Raw genomic sequence first — 13075 nt, 5'->3', positions numbered from 1 at the left:
GGCGGTTCGTGGATTGACCTGCGGCAGCGTTATGCCGTGGCGACGTAGGGCAAACGGTGAAAGCCTCGGCTGAAGTAGGTCAGGCTTTCGCCGCTATCGCCCATCCGAATGTTGGCGATCTCGACGAAAATCACCGTGTGCGAGCCGACGGTTTTCGTGTAGACGATGACCCCTTCCAGACTGGCAAGCGCGTCGCGCAACACCGGCAGGCCGGACGGTCCGTCTTCCCATGTTTCCGAAGCAAAGCGCTCCGCATGAGGAACGTTCGTCATGCCTGCAAATTGCATGGCAAGGGCCTCGTGATGACCGGAAAGAATGTTGATGCACACCCTGCCGTTACTGAGCAGTGCATCGTGAGCGGCGCCTTTTCTGTTGAGGCAGACCAGAACGGTTGGCGGGGAGTCGGTCACCGAGCAAACGGCGCTTGCCGTTACGCCGTAGCGACCGTTGGGACCATCGGTGCTCACGACGTTCACCGCTGCAGACAATTGGGACATCGCCTGTCGGAATTCCTTCGCCTTCAATTCGTTGATTTGCATGTCGGTGCCATCGGTAGCAATGAATGCGTAAAGCATAGTTTGCAGGGGATGCGGCAAGCAAATTCAATTAAATAATTGGCGCTATTAGCGGTGATTATTTCTTTGAAAGTTTTTTCTTGAGAAATTAATTCTGCTTATTTTGTGTATTCGAATTGGTAATTTGACCATTCATTAGTCTGACGAGATCCTGCATTGCATTAATCATTTGAGCGATGAACGGAAATTTTTTCCGTTCGGCGCTTGATTCCGTCCTGGAGATGCCAATGAAGATCGAACCCAGTGAAGTGCTGCTTACCTCGCGTGAACGTGAACCGGTAACGGTGGCAGCGCTCGACGCGTTGCTTGCGGAGGTGAAAAACCGTCGAGAGGAATTCAACCGTCTGTCGCATGTACCGCGCGACATGGTGGAAAAGATGAAAGCCGTTGGCATCTTCCGCGCGAGCACGCCGAAGCGTTTTGGTGGCGATGCGCTTGCACCCGCGGAATTCCTGCGCGTCGTGGAGCGCATTTCGGAGGTCGACGGGTCCACGGGATGGGTCGCTGCCTTCGGTTCCGGCAACATCTACCTCGCGTCGTTGCCACTTGAGACTCAGGCAGTGATCTATGCGAGCGGCCCTGATCAGGTCTTCGGCGGCGGGTTATATCCGTTGCAACCTGCGGTCGCCGTCGAAGGCGGATGGGAGGTCACGGGGCAATGGCGTTTTGCCAGCGGCTGCAAAGGGGCTTCGTGGCTCGGCGTGGGCATTGGCGGCACGCCAGCGAATGGCGGTGGCGCTGCTGCTGGCAAACCGCTGACCGCTGTGTTTCCGGCGTCGGAAGTCGAGATCGTGGACAACTGGGACGTGGTGGGAATGCAAGCCACGGGCAGTCATGACTTGCGCTTGCACAAAAAGCGGGTGGATACGGCATGGACATTCACGCGCGGCACGGCACCGACGGTTGACGAGCCGTTGTACCGCTATCCTGCAGTGTCCTACCAGGCGCAGGTCCACGCCGCCGTGAATCTGGGACTTGCACGCGCAGCACTCGATATGGTCACGGAGATGGCGGGCGGCACGAAAACCGTGACGGGGGCGCCGCGCCTCGGGGATCGCGCCTATTACCGAATCGAGCTCGGCAAGGCGGAAGCCATGTTGCGCAGCGCCCGGGCGTTCTTCTATGAGGCGCCCGAGGCCGCGTGGAATTCGATTCTGGCGGGACATCCGGTGACGTCTGAGCAGGCGAACCTGTTACGCCTGAGCGCGACGCACGCTGCCCAGATCTGCGCCGATGTCGTGCAGAAAGCCTACCGTTTGGCTGGAACGGCGGCGATTTACAACGACAATCGACTGCAGTGGATCATGCGAGACTCGCTGGTCGTGACACAGCACGCGTTCCTGGGGGAGGCGACCTACGATAGCGCGGGCGCTTTGTTTGCCGGCATCCCGCCCGTGACGCCGTATCCGTGAGGTGAGGCGCAAGATGGAGACCGCAGCGCGTCGAGGAGGGAGCGTCCGGTCTCGCGGCAACCCCCATGTCGCCTGAGGGCTTCATGTTGGTGCGCGCGAAGCGAATGTCCCGCGTCATGCACTGATGCGGTGCTGAAGTTGGGTGATGTAGCGCAGATTTATCGGACGATTCCCATAGACAGTCTGACTTCTTTTCCTTGCCCGATGTGGCATTGCCGATGATCTAGTGCGGCCTGGCACGCTTGTTGCGTAAGCGTTAGTGCCAGCGGCAAAGGCGTCGCCGGCAACGAATTCAGGTGCGACGTCGGGCGGGACAGCCTGCGACGTACCCACAGGACAACGGCGTCCCTCTGTGCTTCGGCACGGACGGACGCCGTTTTGTTTTTCGGGCGCTGCAGGCGCAACAGGAGAAGACAGCATGCGCAAACCTCGTCTGGTCGTCATTGGCAACGGCATGGCCGGCATCCGCACGCTCGAAGAGCTGCTTGAGATTGCACCGAACCAATACGACATCACCGTGTTCGGCGCCGAGCCGCATCCGAACTACAACCGCATCCTGCTCTCGCCGGTGCTCGCTGGCGAGCAGGCGTTCAAGGACATCGTGCTCAATCCGCTCAACTGGTATGCGGAGAAGGGCATCACGCTGCACCTCGGCCGCGAGGTCAGCCAAATCGACCGGCGTTGCCGCGTGGTGCGCTGTGCCGACGGCACAGAAGCGCCCTACGACCGTCTGCTTATCGCGACCGGCTCCAGCCCGTTCATTCTGCCGGTGCCGGGCAAGGATCTCGATGGCGTGATCAGCTATCGCGACATTCGCGACACCGAAATCATGATCGAGACGGCCAAAGTGAAGCGTCACGCGGTGGTGATCGGGGGTGGATTGCTCGGGCTCGAAGCGGCCAATGGCCTGAAACTGCGCGGCATGGACGTCACGGTCGTGCACCTGGCCGACACGCTGCTCGAGCGTCAGCTCGACAGCACGGCGGGCAAGCTGCTGCAACAGTCGCTCGAAGCGCGCGGCCTTGCGTTCCGTCTGTCGCATCAGACGACGGAGATTCTCGGTGACGACAACCGCTGCGTGCGCGCCGTGCGGTTCAGCAACGGCGACGAAATCGCGGCGGATCTCGTGGTGATGGCCGCCGGTATTCGTCCGAATACCACGCTGGCGGAAGCGGCCGGTTTGCACTGCGCACGCGGCATCGTGGTGTCGGACACGCTGCAAACTTACGATCCGCGCATCTACGCCGTGGGCGAATGCGTGAGCCATCGCGGCGTGGCGTACGGTCTCGTTGCGCCGTTGTTCGAGCAGGCCAAGGTCTGCGCAAATCACCTCGCGTTGATGGGCATCGGCAGCTATCGCGGCTCGGTGCTCTCCACCAAGCTCAAGGTCACGGGCATCGATCTGTTCTCGGCGGGCGACTTTCTGGGCGGCGAAGGCACGGAGGAAATCGTGCTGTCGGACCCGGCGAGCGGCGTCTACAAGAAGCTTGTGATTCGCGACGACAAGCTCGTCGGCGCGTGTCTGTATGGCGACACGGCCGACGGCGCGTGGTACTTCAAGCTGCTGCGCGAAGGGCGCACGCTGGGGGAGTTGCGCGAGCGCATCATGTTCGGCGAGTCGAGTGTGGGCGACGTCGGCACGCAAGGGCAGAACCGCGCGTCGGCCATGGCCGACACCGATGAAGTCTGCGGCTGCAATGGCGTTTGCAAAGGCACCATCGTGAAGGCCATCACGGAGAAGGGCCTGTTCACGCTCGACGAAGTGAAGAAGCACACCAAGGCCGCCAGTTCCTGCGGCTCGTGTGCGGGTCTGTGCGAACAGATGCTGATGAGCACGCTCGGCTCGACCTACGACGCCGCGCCGAAGGAGAAGGCCGTGTGCGGCTGCACCGACCTGTCGCATGCGGATGTGCGTCGCGCGGTGCGCGAGCATCGCCTGACCACGCACCGCGCCGCCTTCGACTTCCTCGAATGGCGCACGCCCAACGGCTGCGCAACGTGTCGTCCGGCGCTGAACTACTACATGCTCAGCACATGGCCGAAGGAAGCGGTGGACGATCCGCAAAGCCGCTTCGTCAACGAACGCGTGCATGCCAACATCCAGAAAGACAACACGTTCTCCGTCATCCCGCAGATGAAGGGCGGCGTGACGAATGCGAGCGAACTGCGCCGCATTGCCGACGTGGCGGACAAGTATCAGATTCCGATGGTCAAGGTCACGGGCGGTCAGCGCATCGACTTGCTCGGCGTGAAGAAGGACGATCTGGTGAATGTGTGGCGCGATCTGGGCATGCCCTCTGGGCACGCTTACGGCAAGTCGATCCGCACGGTGAAGACGTGTGTGGGCAGCGAGTTCTGCCGCTTCGGCACGCAGAACAGCACGCAGATGGGCATCGATCTGGAGACGATGCTCGCGAACATGTGGTCACCGCACAAGGTGAAGCTGGCCGTGTCGGGCTGCCCGCGCAACTGCGCCGAAGCCGGGATCAAGGACGTGGGTGTGATCGCCGTCGACTCGGGCTGGGAGTTGTATGTGGGGGGCAACGGCGGCATCAAGACGGAAGTGGCGCAGTTCCTCGTGAAGGTGAAGACGGCCGAGGAGGTCAAGGAGTACACCGGCGCGTTCCTTCAGTTGTATCGCGAGGAAGCTTACTACCTCGACCGCACGGTGCATTACCTCGACCGGGTGGGCCTCGATTACGTGAAGCAGCGCGTGGTGGCGGACGCCGCCAATCGCCGGGCACTGTACGAGCGTCTGTTGTTCGCGCTCGACGGACTGCCCGACCCGTGGCAGGCGCGTATCAACGGCGCGCAGGCCAACGAGTACCGGCCGCTTACAGCGATGGCGACGGCGCAGAGTACGACGTCAGCCGATGTCGCAACCGAAACCACGACTGTCTGAGGAGTTTCCATGACGACGCCATCCCAACCGATCTGGCTGCATGTCTGCGACGTGAACGCGATCCCGCGTCTGGGCACGCGCGTGCTGAACCACGCAAGCGGCAACATCGCGCTGTTTCGCACCGAGAGCGACAACGTCTTCGCCCTGCGCGACAAGTGCCCGCACAAAGGCGGCGCGTTGTCGCAGGGCATCGTGCACGGCGAGAAGGTGACGTGTCCGCTGCACGCCTGGAACATCGATCTGACGACGGGCGAAGCCTGCGCACCGGACGTCGGCTGCGCGCAGCGCTTCCCGGTGAGGGTCGACGCGGGCGAGGTGTATCTGTCGATTGACGAGACGGTAAGCACCTCCGCGGCCGAGACGGTCGCGGCCTGACGGTCGCCGCCTTTTTACCGCCTCTCGCTTCCGTCCCTCGTATCACCCACGACACCCACCCACAAGCGCCGGAGTTCCCATGACAACCCTCACGCAAACCACCTGCTGCTACTGCGGCGTCGGTTGCGGCATGCTCGTCGAGAGCGACGGCGAGCGCATCGTCGGTGTGCAGGGCGACCCGGACCATCCGGCGAACTACGGGCGGCTGTGCAGCAAGGGCATGACGCTGCCGCTGACAGCACAATCGCTCGCCGGACGTGTGCTGATGCCCGAGATGCGCGCCACGCGCGATGCCGGGCGTGTCCCCGCGACGTGGGACGCCGCGCTGGAAACCGTGGCGTCGCGCTTTGCCGACGTCATCCGTCGTCACGGACCGGACTCGGTGGCGTTCTACGTCTCGGGGCAACTGCTGACCGAGGACTATTACGTCTTCAACAAGCTTGCGAAAGGGCTGGTGCGCACCAACAACATCGATACGAACTCGCGACTTTGCATGTCGAGCGCCGTGAGCGCGTACAAGATGGCGCTCGGTGCCGACGGCCCGCCCACGTGCTACGACGATCTCGAAGCCGCGCGCACGGTGATCTTCGCGGGCAGCAACATGGCGTATGCGCATCCGGTGCTGTTCCGGCGTCTGGAAGCGGCGAAGGCGCGCGACCCGTCGATTCGCTGGATCGTGGTCGATCCGCGCCGCACCGATACGGCGGCGATGGCGGATTTGCATCTGGCGATCGTGCCGGGCACCGACGTCGCCCTGTTTCACGGCATGCTGCACCACCTTATCTGGGAAGGACGCATCGACCGTCGTTATATCGATGCGCATACGGAAGGGTTCGACGCTCTGAAGCAAGTGTTGCGTGCTTACCCGCCGCAGTTGGTCGCGGACATCTGCGGCATCGAAGAGTCGGCGTTGCGTCAGGCAGCAGACTGGTTCGGAGAGAGTCCGGCGGCGCTCTCGCTGTATTGCATGGGACTCAACCAATCGAGCCACGGCACGGAGAAGAACCTCGCGCTCATTCATCTGCATCTGGCGACCGGGCAGATCGGACGCGCCGGTGCCGGGCCGTTCTCGCTGACCGGTCAGCCCAACGCCATGGGCGGACGCGAAGTCGGCGGACTGGCCACCATGCTCGCCGCGCATCGCGATATCGGCAATGCGGCCCATCGCGCCGAAGTCGAACAGCTCTGGGGCGTGCAGGGACTCTCCGATACGCCGGGTCTGCCCGCCGTGGAGATGTTCGACGCGGTGCGCGACGGGCGCATCAAGGCGATCTGGATTGCCTGTACGAACCCTGTGCATTCGATGCCGGACAGCGCTCGCGTGCGTGAAGCGCTGGCAACGGCGGAGTTCGTCGTCGTGCAGGAAGCGTTTCATCAGACGGATACGGTGCCCTACGCGGATGTGCTGCTGCCCGCTGCGAGTTGGGGCGAGAAGTCCGGTACCGTCACGAATTCCGAGCGCCGAATTTCTCGTGTGCGTGCGGCGATCTCCGCACCGGGCGATGCGCGTGCCGACTGGTGGATTGCGAGCGAAGTGGCGAGGCGTCTCGCACCGAAGCTCGACGCGTTACCCGAGCCGTTCGCGTTTTCGTCCATCGAGACGATCTTTGACGAGCATCGCGCGCTCACGCTCGGCCGTGATCTCGATATCGGCGGCATCGATTACGCCTTGCTGGAGCGCGACGGTCCGCAGCAGTGGCCGTATCCGGCGGGCGCAGCGCGCGGCGCGGCGCGGCGCTATGAGGACGGCGTGTACGCGACCGGCGACGGCCGTGCGCGCTTTCACGCGTTCGAGTATCGGCCGGTGGCTGAGCCGATCAATGCGCGACATCCGCTGCGTCTGATTACGGGACGGTTGCGCGATCAGTGGCACGGCATGAGCCGCACGGGACGCGTGGGGCAGTTGTTCGAGCATGCGCCTGAACCGGCGCTGACGATGCATCCGGCGGATGCGGCGCGTCGCAGCCTGCGGGCGGGCGATTTCGTGCGCATGTCGAGCCGTCGCGGCGAGCGGGTGCTGATGCTGACGGTGAGCGAGGACGTGGCCTCGGGCACGGTGTTCGTCCCGATGCACTGGAGCGGTCAGTTTCTCGGCGGCGGTGGCGTGAACGACACTACGATCGGTGCCGTCGACAAATACTCGAAGCAACCGGAATTGAAGCATGCAGCGGTGCGTGTCGAACCCGTGACGTTGCCGTGGCGCGTGGCGGCGGTGCGTCGTGGCGATGCGCTGCAACTGCATGCGGCCGTGCAGCCGTTGCTCGCGCAGCGTCGGTTTGCGACGGTGCGCCTGGAGGGCGACGACCGGCTGGTAGTGACGGCCGCGGATGCCGAGCCGGATGCCGATTGGCTGGAGCGTCTGCATACGGCGTTGGCCCTGCCGCGAGACGAATCGCTGCTGGAGTATCGCGACGCGCGCCGGGCGATGACCAAGCGCGTCGCGTGGCGCGACACGCTCATCGACGGCGTGCTGGTCGCGGGCAGTGAGGCGGATGTCGCTGGATCGACAACGTTGCTGGCGCGCGTGAAAGGCGCGTCGCCGTGGACCCGCGCACGTCACGCGGTGTTCGTGGCAGATAGCGGACCGGCGGTGCCGCGAGATCGCACCGTCTGTCAGTGCAAGTCGGTGACGGCGTCGAGCATCGACGCGGCGATTGCCGCCGGTGCCGACGTCGCGCAACTCAAGGCGAAGCTCGGCTGCGGCACCGTTTGCGGTTCGTGCGTGCCCGAGTTGCAGCGCATGTGTGTGGCGTCAGTCGGGATCTCGTCGGCGGTGACGACGAGCGCGGCCTGAGTTTGGTGAGCGCCGAGCACCCATGCACGACATCGAGGATGTGAAGGATTCAAGGGAGAACGATCATGAAGAACGGCAAAGTCACTCTGCTCAGCGCCGGGCCTGGCGCGCTCGATCTGCTGACGATGCGCGCGGCACGCGTGCTCGGCGAGGCCGACGTTTTGCTCGTGGACGATCTGGCCAATCCCGAGATCGCCACGCTCGCACCGCAGGCGCGCGTGATTGCCGTGGGCAAGCGCGGCGGTTGCCGCTCGACGCCGCAGGCGTTCATCGAACGAATGATGTGCCGTTTCGCGAAGCGCGGCGCGCATGTCGTGCGGGTCAAGGGCGGCGACGCGTTGATGTTCGGCCGCGCGGGCGAGGAGATGACGGCGTTGCGGCGTGCGGGCGTGCCGGTCGAGATCGTCAACGGCATCTCGTCGGCGTTCGCGGCGGCGGCCGGTCTCGGCATGTCGCTCACGCACCGCGATCACTGCGCGGGCGTGACCTTCGTCACCGCGCATCGGCAGGACGGCAGTGCACCGAACTGGGCGGCGCTCGCCGCGGCGGGCACCACGCTGGCGATATACATGGGACTGCACCGGGTGGAGGAACTGAGCGCGACGTTGCTGTCGCATCTCGATGCAGGCACACCGGCGGGCGCGGTCCAGTGGGCGGGCACACCGCAGGAGCGCCGCATGGTGACGACGCTGGGGCAACTGGCGGCCGACGTGCGCGCGCAGGGCTTCGCCAGTCCGACCATTTTGCTCGTCGGCGGCGCCGTGGGTGAGGCGTCGGTAGCGATGGGTGGGATGGGGGTGATGGGCGGGGTCGTTGAGGAAGTTGTCGCTCGTGCCGCCTGACGTTCCCGTCACCAAGAGCGAGCACGGCATGCTGCGCGTGCTGCTCGTGACCGACACCGACAAGCCGATTGGCGAGTTGCGGGCGGCGCTCGCGCGTCTGGGATGCGAGATGCTGGCCGAGGTCGCCAAGCCGCAGGCGTTGCCGCGCGTGGTGGAGAGCGAGCGGCCGGATGTGGTCATCATCGATACCGAGTCGCCGTCGCGCGACACGCTCGAGCAACTGGCGGTCATGAATGCGGCCGCACCGCGTCCGGTGCTGATGTTTTCCGCTGACGGCAATCAGTCGCTCATCCGCGCGGCCGTCGACGCCGGGGTGACGGCGTATTCCGTCGAAGGGCTGGCGGCGGACCGTCTCGCACCGATTCTCGAAGTCGCGCTCGCGCGCTTTGCGCACGAGGAGAAGTTGCGCGCGCGGCTGGCCAAGGCGGAAAGCGAACTGGCCGACCGAAAGCTGATCGACCGCGCCAAGCGGCTGCTCATGGACCGGCGACGGATTTCAGAGCAGGAGGCCTACGCCATCCTGCGCAAACGGGCGATGGATCAGGGCGAGAAGCTCGTCGAAGTGGCGCGCCAGCTCGTCTCGATTGCCGAATTATTGGGATAGACACTGCACATGTCGACGTCATCATGGTTGGCCTCCGATGGGCCATCGCCGGACCGGGGTTCGGATGGGGCGCCCGAGAAGCGTCATTTACGCGTGGGGTTCGTCGCGCTGTCGGATGCCGCGCCGCTGGTCGTGGCGAAGCGTCTGGAACTGGGGCACGAGCATGGGCTCACGCTGGAGTTGAGCCGGGAGGCGTCCTGGGCGGCGATCCGCGACAAGCTGCTCACCGGTGAACTGGACGCGGCGCATTCGCTTTATGGGCTGGTCTACGGCGTGCAACTGGGCATTGGCGGACCGCGTGAGGACATGGCCGTGCTGATGGTGCTTAACCGCAACGGGCAGGCGGTGACGGTGACGCCGTCGCTGGCCGATGCGCTCGCCGAGACGGGCGACTTGCGTGAGGCATTGGCGTCGCTCGGTCGCAAGCCCGTATTCGCACAGACGTTCCCGACGGGCACGCACGCGATGTTCATGAATTACTGGTTCGCCGCGCAGGGCATCGATCCGTTGCGCGACATTGCGAGCATGGTGATTCCACCCGCGCACATGGTCGCGGCGATGGAGGAGGGCGGGCTGGACGGTTTCTGTTGCGGCGAGCCGTGGCATGCGGTGGCGCAGGCGCGTGGGTTGGGGCGGACCGTCGCGGTGTCGAGCGATATCTGGCCGAATCATCCGGAAAAGGTGCTCGCCAGTCGGCGGGACTTCGTCACCCGTTATCCGAAGACGGCGCACGCGCTGGTGCGCACGCTGCTGAGCGCGTGCCGGTGGCTGGACGAGCCGGGACACCGGGCGGAAGCTGCGGGCTGGCTGGCCGAACCGGCGTGGGTGGGGGCACCGCGGGATCTGATCGCGGCGCGTTTGCTTGGGGATTTCGGACGGCTGTCCGGGCGGCACGCGCTGTTACCGGTGAGTTTCTTCGACGGTGGCGTGGTGAATTACCCCCATCCGTCGGACGGGATGTGGTTCGTCTCGCAGTACCGACGTTGGGGGATGGTGGGAGACGATGCGGTCGTTCATGCCGCGCAAACGGCGGCGGAAGTGAATCAGACCGAACTGTTCGCAGCGGCGGCGCGCGCCGAGGCGGTGCCAGCGGTGTCCGAGGCTACCGGCGAAGTGCTGTGCGATGGTCGCCGGTGGGATGCGGCGAGTGCCGCCGATCTGATGGCTTACATCGACGGGTTCGCCATTCGGGCGCGCTGAGGGGACGTCTTACTGTGCGAAGACGTCGCAATCGACGCCACCACGTGCGAGGCAGGCGCGCATGGCGCGTTCGCGGTGACGGTGATGCATGTTCAGGTGATACACGAGCGCGAGCAGGACGACTTGTCGCGACACGTTGGCGAAGACGGGGCCGAGCCCGGCTGCGCGGGCCAGTTCACGGCGCAGGACAGGGTGGAGACAAGCGAGGGCGAGGATCGCGAAAGATCCGGGCACTGCGAGAAACGCCGCTAAAGCAATCTTCTTTTTCATGGCCGTCGTGTGTGGTGAGGGCGTTGTGAGGACGCACCTGCTGGAGACGGTTGGGTTCTTAACGGAAACCGGCGCACCGATGTGCGCCGGTTTTTCCATTTTTGGCGGGCGTCTCCTCCCGTCTCACTGCATCACAGCATGTGTGACAGTGTAGGGAGCGGCCTCATTTCGATAAACGCGCGAAAATGAAAGCCTCTCTTGCGTAAAGTGAGGGGAATCGCCGAATGACGTTTAGGAGGGAATCGTATGTCGACGGTGCTTGAGGGACGCTGCCTGTGCGGTGCCATCCGCTTCGAGATTCGTGCGCCGATGGTCAAATTCAGTCACTGCCACTGCACACAATGCCGCAAGGGTCACGGCGCGGCATTCGCTAGCTATGGACGGACGAAGCGTAAAGACCTTTATATCCTGTCGGGTAATGAGCGCATCAAAGCGTACGCCTCGTCCGAATCGGTCCGCCGGGAGTTCTGCGCAGACTGCGGGACTTCTCTTTTCTGGTCGAGCAACACGCCTGACCTGGCCGACTGGATCTCGGTGGCGCTGGGAACGATCGACACCCCGTTTGCCGCGCCTGGACAGCGGCATCTCCACGTGGCGTCGAAAGCGTCGTGGTACGAGATTGAGGATGGGTTGCCGCAGGAATAGCCTTAAACGGTGGCCTGAGACCGTGGCCTTACACCTTCTTCACGAACTCCGATTTCAGGCTCATTGCACCGAAGCCGTCGATCTTGCAGTCGATGTCGTGATCGCCATCGACAAGGCGGATGTTCTTCACTTTTGTGCCGATCTTGATCGTGCCACCGCCGCCTTTGAGCTTTAGATCTTTGATGACGGTGACGGTATCGCCGTTTTGCAGCGTCGCGCCGGTCGCGTCGCGATAGATGCGCTCGGCGGTCTCAGTGGCAGCTTCGGCCTGCATGGACCATTCGTTGCCGCATTCCGGGCAGATGCACATCCCGCCGTCTTCATACGTGAATTCGGAGTTGCATTTCGGGCACGGGGGCAGAGCGCTCATTTGGTATTTCCCTGAAGTGATGCGAAGGCGATAAGAGCGCGAGAGTATAGCGTCCGTTAGGTCGAGCCCGTTTGCGCTGGCTCAAATGCCGGGATAAGACTCCCGCAGCCAGCCTTTGAATGCGGAACTGCCATCTCCACTGAAATGCTTAATTTGTCGGCATGGCTGCGCGTGCAACGCCGATACGGCGTGTGGACAAGCGGGCCAGCCCAATGCCTGCCACCAAAAGCAAAAAGTTGATGGCGACGATCTGCAGACGTTCGAAGAGTTGGCCGTCAGGATTTGCGGGCCATACTGATGCACTGACCAGAAGCATATAACCTGAAAAAATGCCGGCGGTAACAAGTGTTATCGCGAAGTCGCTACATGCGTGCCAAAAGCGCCACCGGATCAATGAGCCGATCAGGATGGCAAATCCGGAAACGAACACGATCGCCACGCCAGCCGCCCATGGTTCAAAGACGTGCGTGAATCCCCCGATCAACTGACGATGAATCGTAAACGCGGCAAGAATCTGGAGTAGCGTCGAGAGGATGTCTCTTACGGAAAATTTTGCCCTCACGGTGCGGCGTACCCTGAAGTACTGTTTTGCGCTTGGCGCCAGAAACAGCGGCGCGACTGTCACTACCGAGTAAGCGGCAGAGAGAAGGGACAGTGACGTGGTCTGCGAGAACGAGGGAATCATCAGTGAAAATCCCGCGAAGTTGGCCATTGCCAGCAGCCACGGAGCAAAGCGGTATCCGCGGAGAATCGAGAATCCCGTGATCAGGTTCAGCAGCACGGAATACGCGAGGTAGTTCCATTGCGCATGTACCGAAAGCCATGAACCCGGAAATATGGCCACCTTGCCAACGAGCGGCTCCTGAAACATCTGTACGGATGTGATGGCTGCGATGAACTGCAAGTAGCCAATGACGGTAACTAGAGCGGGTCTTTGCATGTTGCGCGTGGAGAGCTAAATCGACGATGACGTCATCGTCAGTGCGGCGTGGTCGACGAGGACCTTGTCCTGATTACGGCACGCAAGCCGAATTCTGTAACCGGGAGGACCTGCGGACGTCGCTATTGCCCCTATCATCCGTGTCG

General features: G+C 63.3%; 12 protein-coding genes. 8 read left to right on the top strand and 4 right to left on the bottom strand.

All coding sequences use genetic code 11. The annotated features are described in order from the left end of the window. Positions 1–29: 29 nt before the first annotated feature. Positions 30–539: a flavin reductase gene (locus NA29_RS19180; protein WP_039404021.1), complete on the bottom strand. Its 510-nt coding sequence runs from the start codon at positions 537–539 to the stop codon at positions 30–32. A gap of 263 nt (positions 540–802) precedes the next feature. On the opposite strand from NA29_RS19180, the gene NA29_RS19175 reads away from it, so the two are divergent. From NA29_RS19175 to NA29_RS19145, 7 genes are all read left to right on the top strand, one after another. After that, positions 803–1987, top strand: coding sequence for an acyl-CoA dehydrogenase family protein (locus NA29_RS19175; RefSeq protein WP_039400574.1), 1185 nt, complete (start codon positions 803–805; stop codon positions 1985–1987). 418 nt (positions 1988–2405) lie between these two features. Continuing rightward, a complete protein-coding gene (gene nirB, locus NA29_RS19170; RefSeq protein WP_052253069.1) occupies positions 2406–4889 on the top strand; it encodes a nitrite reductase large subunit NirB in 2484 nt (827 codons plus the stop codon). Between the two features lie 9 nt (positions 4890–4898). Further along, positions 4899–5264: a nitrite reductase small subunit NirD gene (gene nirD / locus NA29_RS19165; protein WP_039400571.1), complete on the top strand. Its 366-nt coding sequence runs from the start codon at positions 4899–4901 to the stop codon at positions 5262–5264. A 79-nt stretch (positions 5265–5343) separates the two neighbouring features. Then, positions 5344–8058 carry a nitrate reductase gene (locus NA29_RS19160; protein ID WP_039400568.1) on the top strand — a complete coding sequence of 905 codons (2715 nt, stop codon included), beginning with the start codon at positions 5344–5346 and terminating at the stop codon, positions 8056–8058. 65 nt (positions 8059–8123) lie between these two features. Beyond that, positions 8124–8900 carry a uroporphyrinogen-III C-methyltransferase gene (gene cobA, locus NA29_RS19155; RefSeq protein WP_039400567.1) on the top strand — a complete coding sequence of 259 codons (777 nt, stop codon included), beginning with the start codon at positions 8124–8126 and terminating at the stop codon, positions 8898–8900. A 28-nt stretch (positions 8901–8928) separates the two neighbouring features. Next, positions 8929–9504 carry an ANTAR domain-containing response regulator gene (locus NA29_RS19150; protein WP_039404017.1) on the top strand — a complete coding sequence of 192 codons (576 nt, stop codon included), beginning with the start codon at positions 8929–8931 and terminating at the stop codon, positions 9502–9504. A 9-nt stretch (positions 9505–9513) separates the two neighbouring features. Beyond that, positions 9514–10704 carry a CmpA/NrtA family ABC transporter substrate-binding protein gene (locus NA29_RS19145; protein WP_039400563.1) on the top strand — a complete coding sequence of 397 codons (1191 nt, stop codon included), beginning with the start codon at positions 9514–9516 and terminating at the stop codon, positions 10702–10704. A gap of 9 nt (positions 10705–10713) precedes the next feature. Here the strand turns inward: NA29_RS19145 and NA29_RS19140 are convergent, their stop codons facing one another. Beyond that, entirely contained in the window at positions 10714–10974 is a 261-nt protein-coding gene (locus NA29_RS19140) for a hypothetical protein (RefSeq protein ID WP_039400562.1), read from the bottom strand. A gap of 246 nt (positions 10975–11220) precedes the next feature. Between NA29_RS19140 and NA29_RS19135 the strand changes: the two genes are divergently transcribed. After that, positions 11221–11619: a GFA family protein gene (locus NA29_RS19135; RefSeq protein WP_039400559.1), complete on the top strand. Its 399-nt coding sequence runs from the start codon at positions 11221–11223 to the stop codon at positions 11617–11619. A 28-nt stretch (positions 11620–11647) separates the two neighbouring features. On the opposite strand, the gene NA29_RS19130 is transcribed toward NA29_RS19135, so the two are convergent. Both NA29_RS19130 and NA29_RS19125 read right to left on the bottom strand, forming a co-directional pair. Beyond that, on the bottom strand, positions 11648–11989 hold the full coding sequence (locus tag NA29_RS19130) for a zinc ribbon domain-containing protein YjdM (protein WP_039400557.1): 342 nt from the start codon (positions 11987–11989) through the stop codon (positions 11648–11650). A 148-nt stretch (positions 11990–12137) separates the two neighbouring features. Then, the gene (locus tag NA29_RS19125) at positions 12138–12929 is read right to left on the bottom strand and encodes a hypothetical protein (RefSeq protein WP_039400556.1); all 792 of its coding nucleotides are present in this window, start codon (positions 12927–12929) and stop codon (positions 12138–12140) included. Positions 12930–13075 lie beyond the last annotated feature (146 nt).

The organism is Pandoraea sputorum (assembly GCF_000814845.2).
In the GTDB taxonomy this organism is placed as follows: domain Bacteria; phylum Pseudomonadota; class Gammaproteobacteria; order Burkholderiales; family Burkholderiaceae; genus Pandoraea; species Pandoraea sputorum.
The sequence above is the reverse complement of the archived record's forward strand: the minus strand, read 5'-3'. Positions and strand labels throughout refer to the sequence as shown.

Excerpts from the sequence above, each read along its gene's own strand:
- nirB (WP_052253069.1), top strand. The coding sequence starts at position 2,406 with ATGCGCAAACCTCGTCTGGTCGTCATTGGCAACGGCATGGCCGGCATC.
- NA29_RS19150 (WP_039404017.1), top strand. The coding sequence starts at position 8,929 with ATGCTGCGCGTGCTGCTCGTGACCGACACCGACAAGCCGATTGGCGAG.
- nirD (WP_039400571.1), top strand. The coding sequence starts at position 4,899 with ATGACGACGCCATCCCAACCGATCTGGCTGCATGTCTGCGACGTGAAC.
- NA29_RS19140 (WP_039400562.1), bottom strand. The coding sequence starts at position 10,974 with ATGAAAAAGAAGATTGCTTTAGCGGCGTTTCTCGCAGTGCCCGGATCT.
- NA29_RS19130 (WP_039400557.1), bottom strand. The coding sequence starts at position 11,989 with ATGAGCGCTCTGCCCCCGTGCCCGAAATGCAACTCCGAATTCACGTAT.
- NA29_RS19160 (WP_039400568.1), top strand. The coding sequence starts at position 5,344 with ATGACAACCCTCACGCAAACCACCTGCTGCTACTGCGGCGTCGGTTGC.
- NA29_RS19145 (WP_039400563.1), top strand. The coding sequence starts at position 9,514 with ATGTCGACGTCATCATGGTTGGCCTCCGATGGGCCATCGCCGGACCGG.
- NA29_RS19125 (WP_039400556.1), bottom strand. The coding sequence starts at position 12,929 with ATGCAAAGACCCGCTCTAGTTACCGTCATTGGCTACTTGCAGTTCATC.
- NA29_RS19180 (WP_039404021.1), bottom strand. The coding sequence starts at position 539 with ATGCAAATCAACGAATTGAAGGCGAAGGAATTCCGACAGGCGATGTCC.
- NA29_RS19135 (WP_039400559.1), top strand. The coding sequence starts at position 11,221 with ATGTCGACGGTGCTTGAGGGACGCTGCCTGTGCGGTGCCATCCGCTTC.
- NA29_RS19175 (WP_039400574.1), top strand. The coding sequence starts at position 803 with ATGAAGATCGAACCCAGTGAAGTGCTGCTTACCTCGCGTGAACGTGAA.
- cobA (WP_039400567.1), top strand. The coding sequence starts at position 8,124 with ATGAAGAACGGCAAAGTCACTCTGCTCAGCGCCGGGCCTGGCGCGCTC.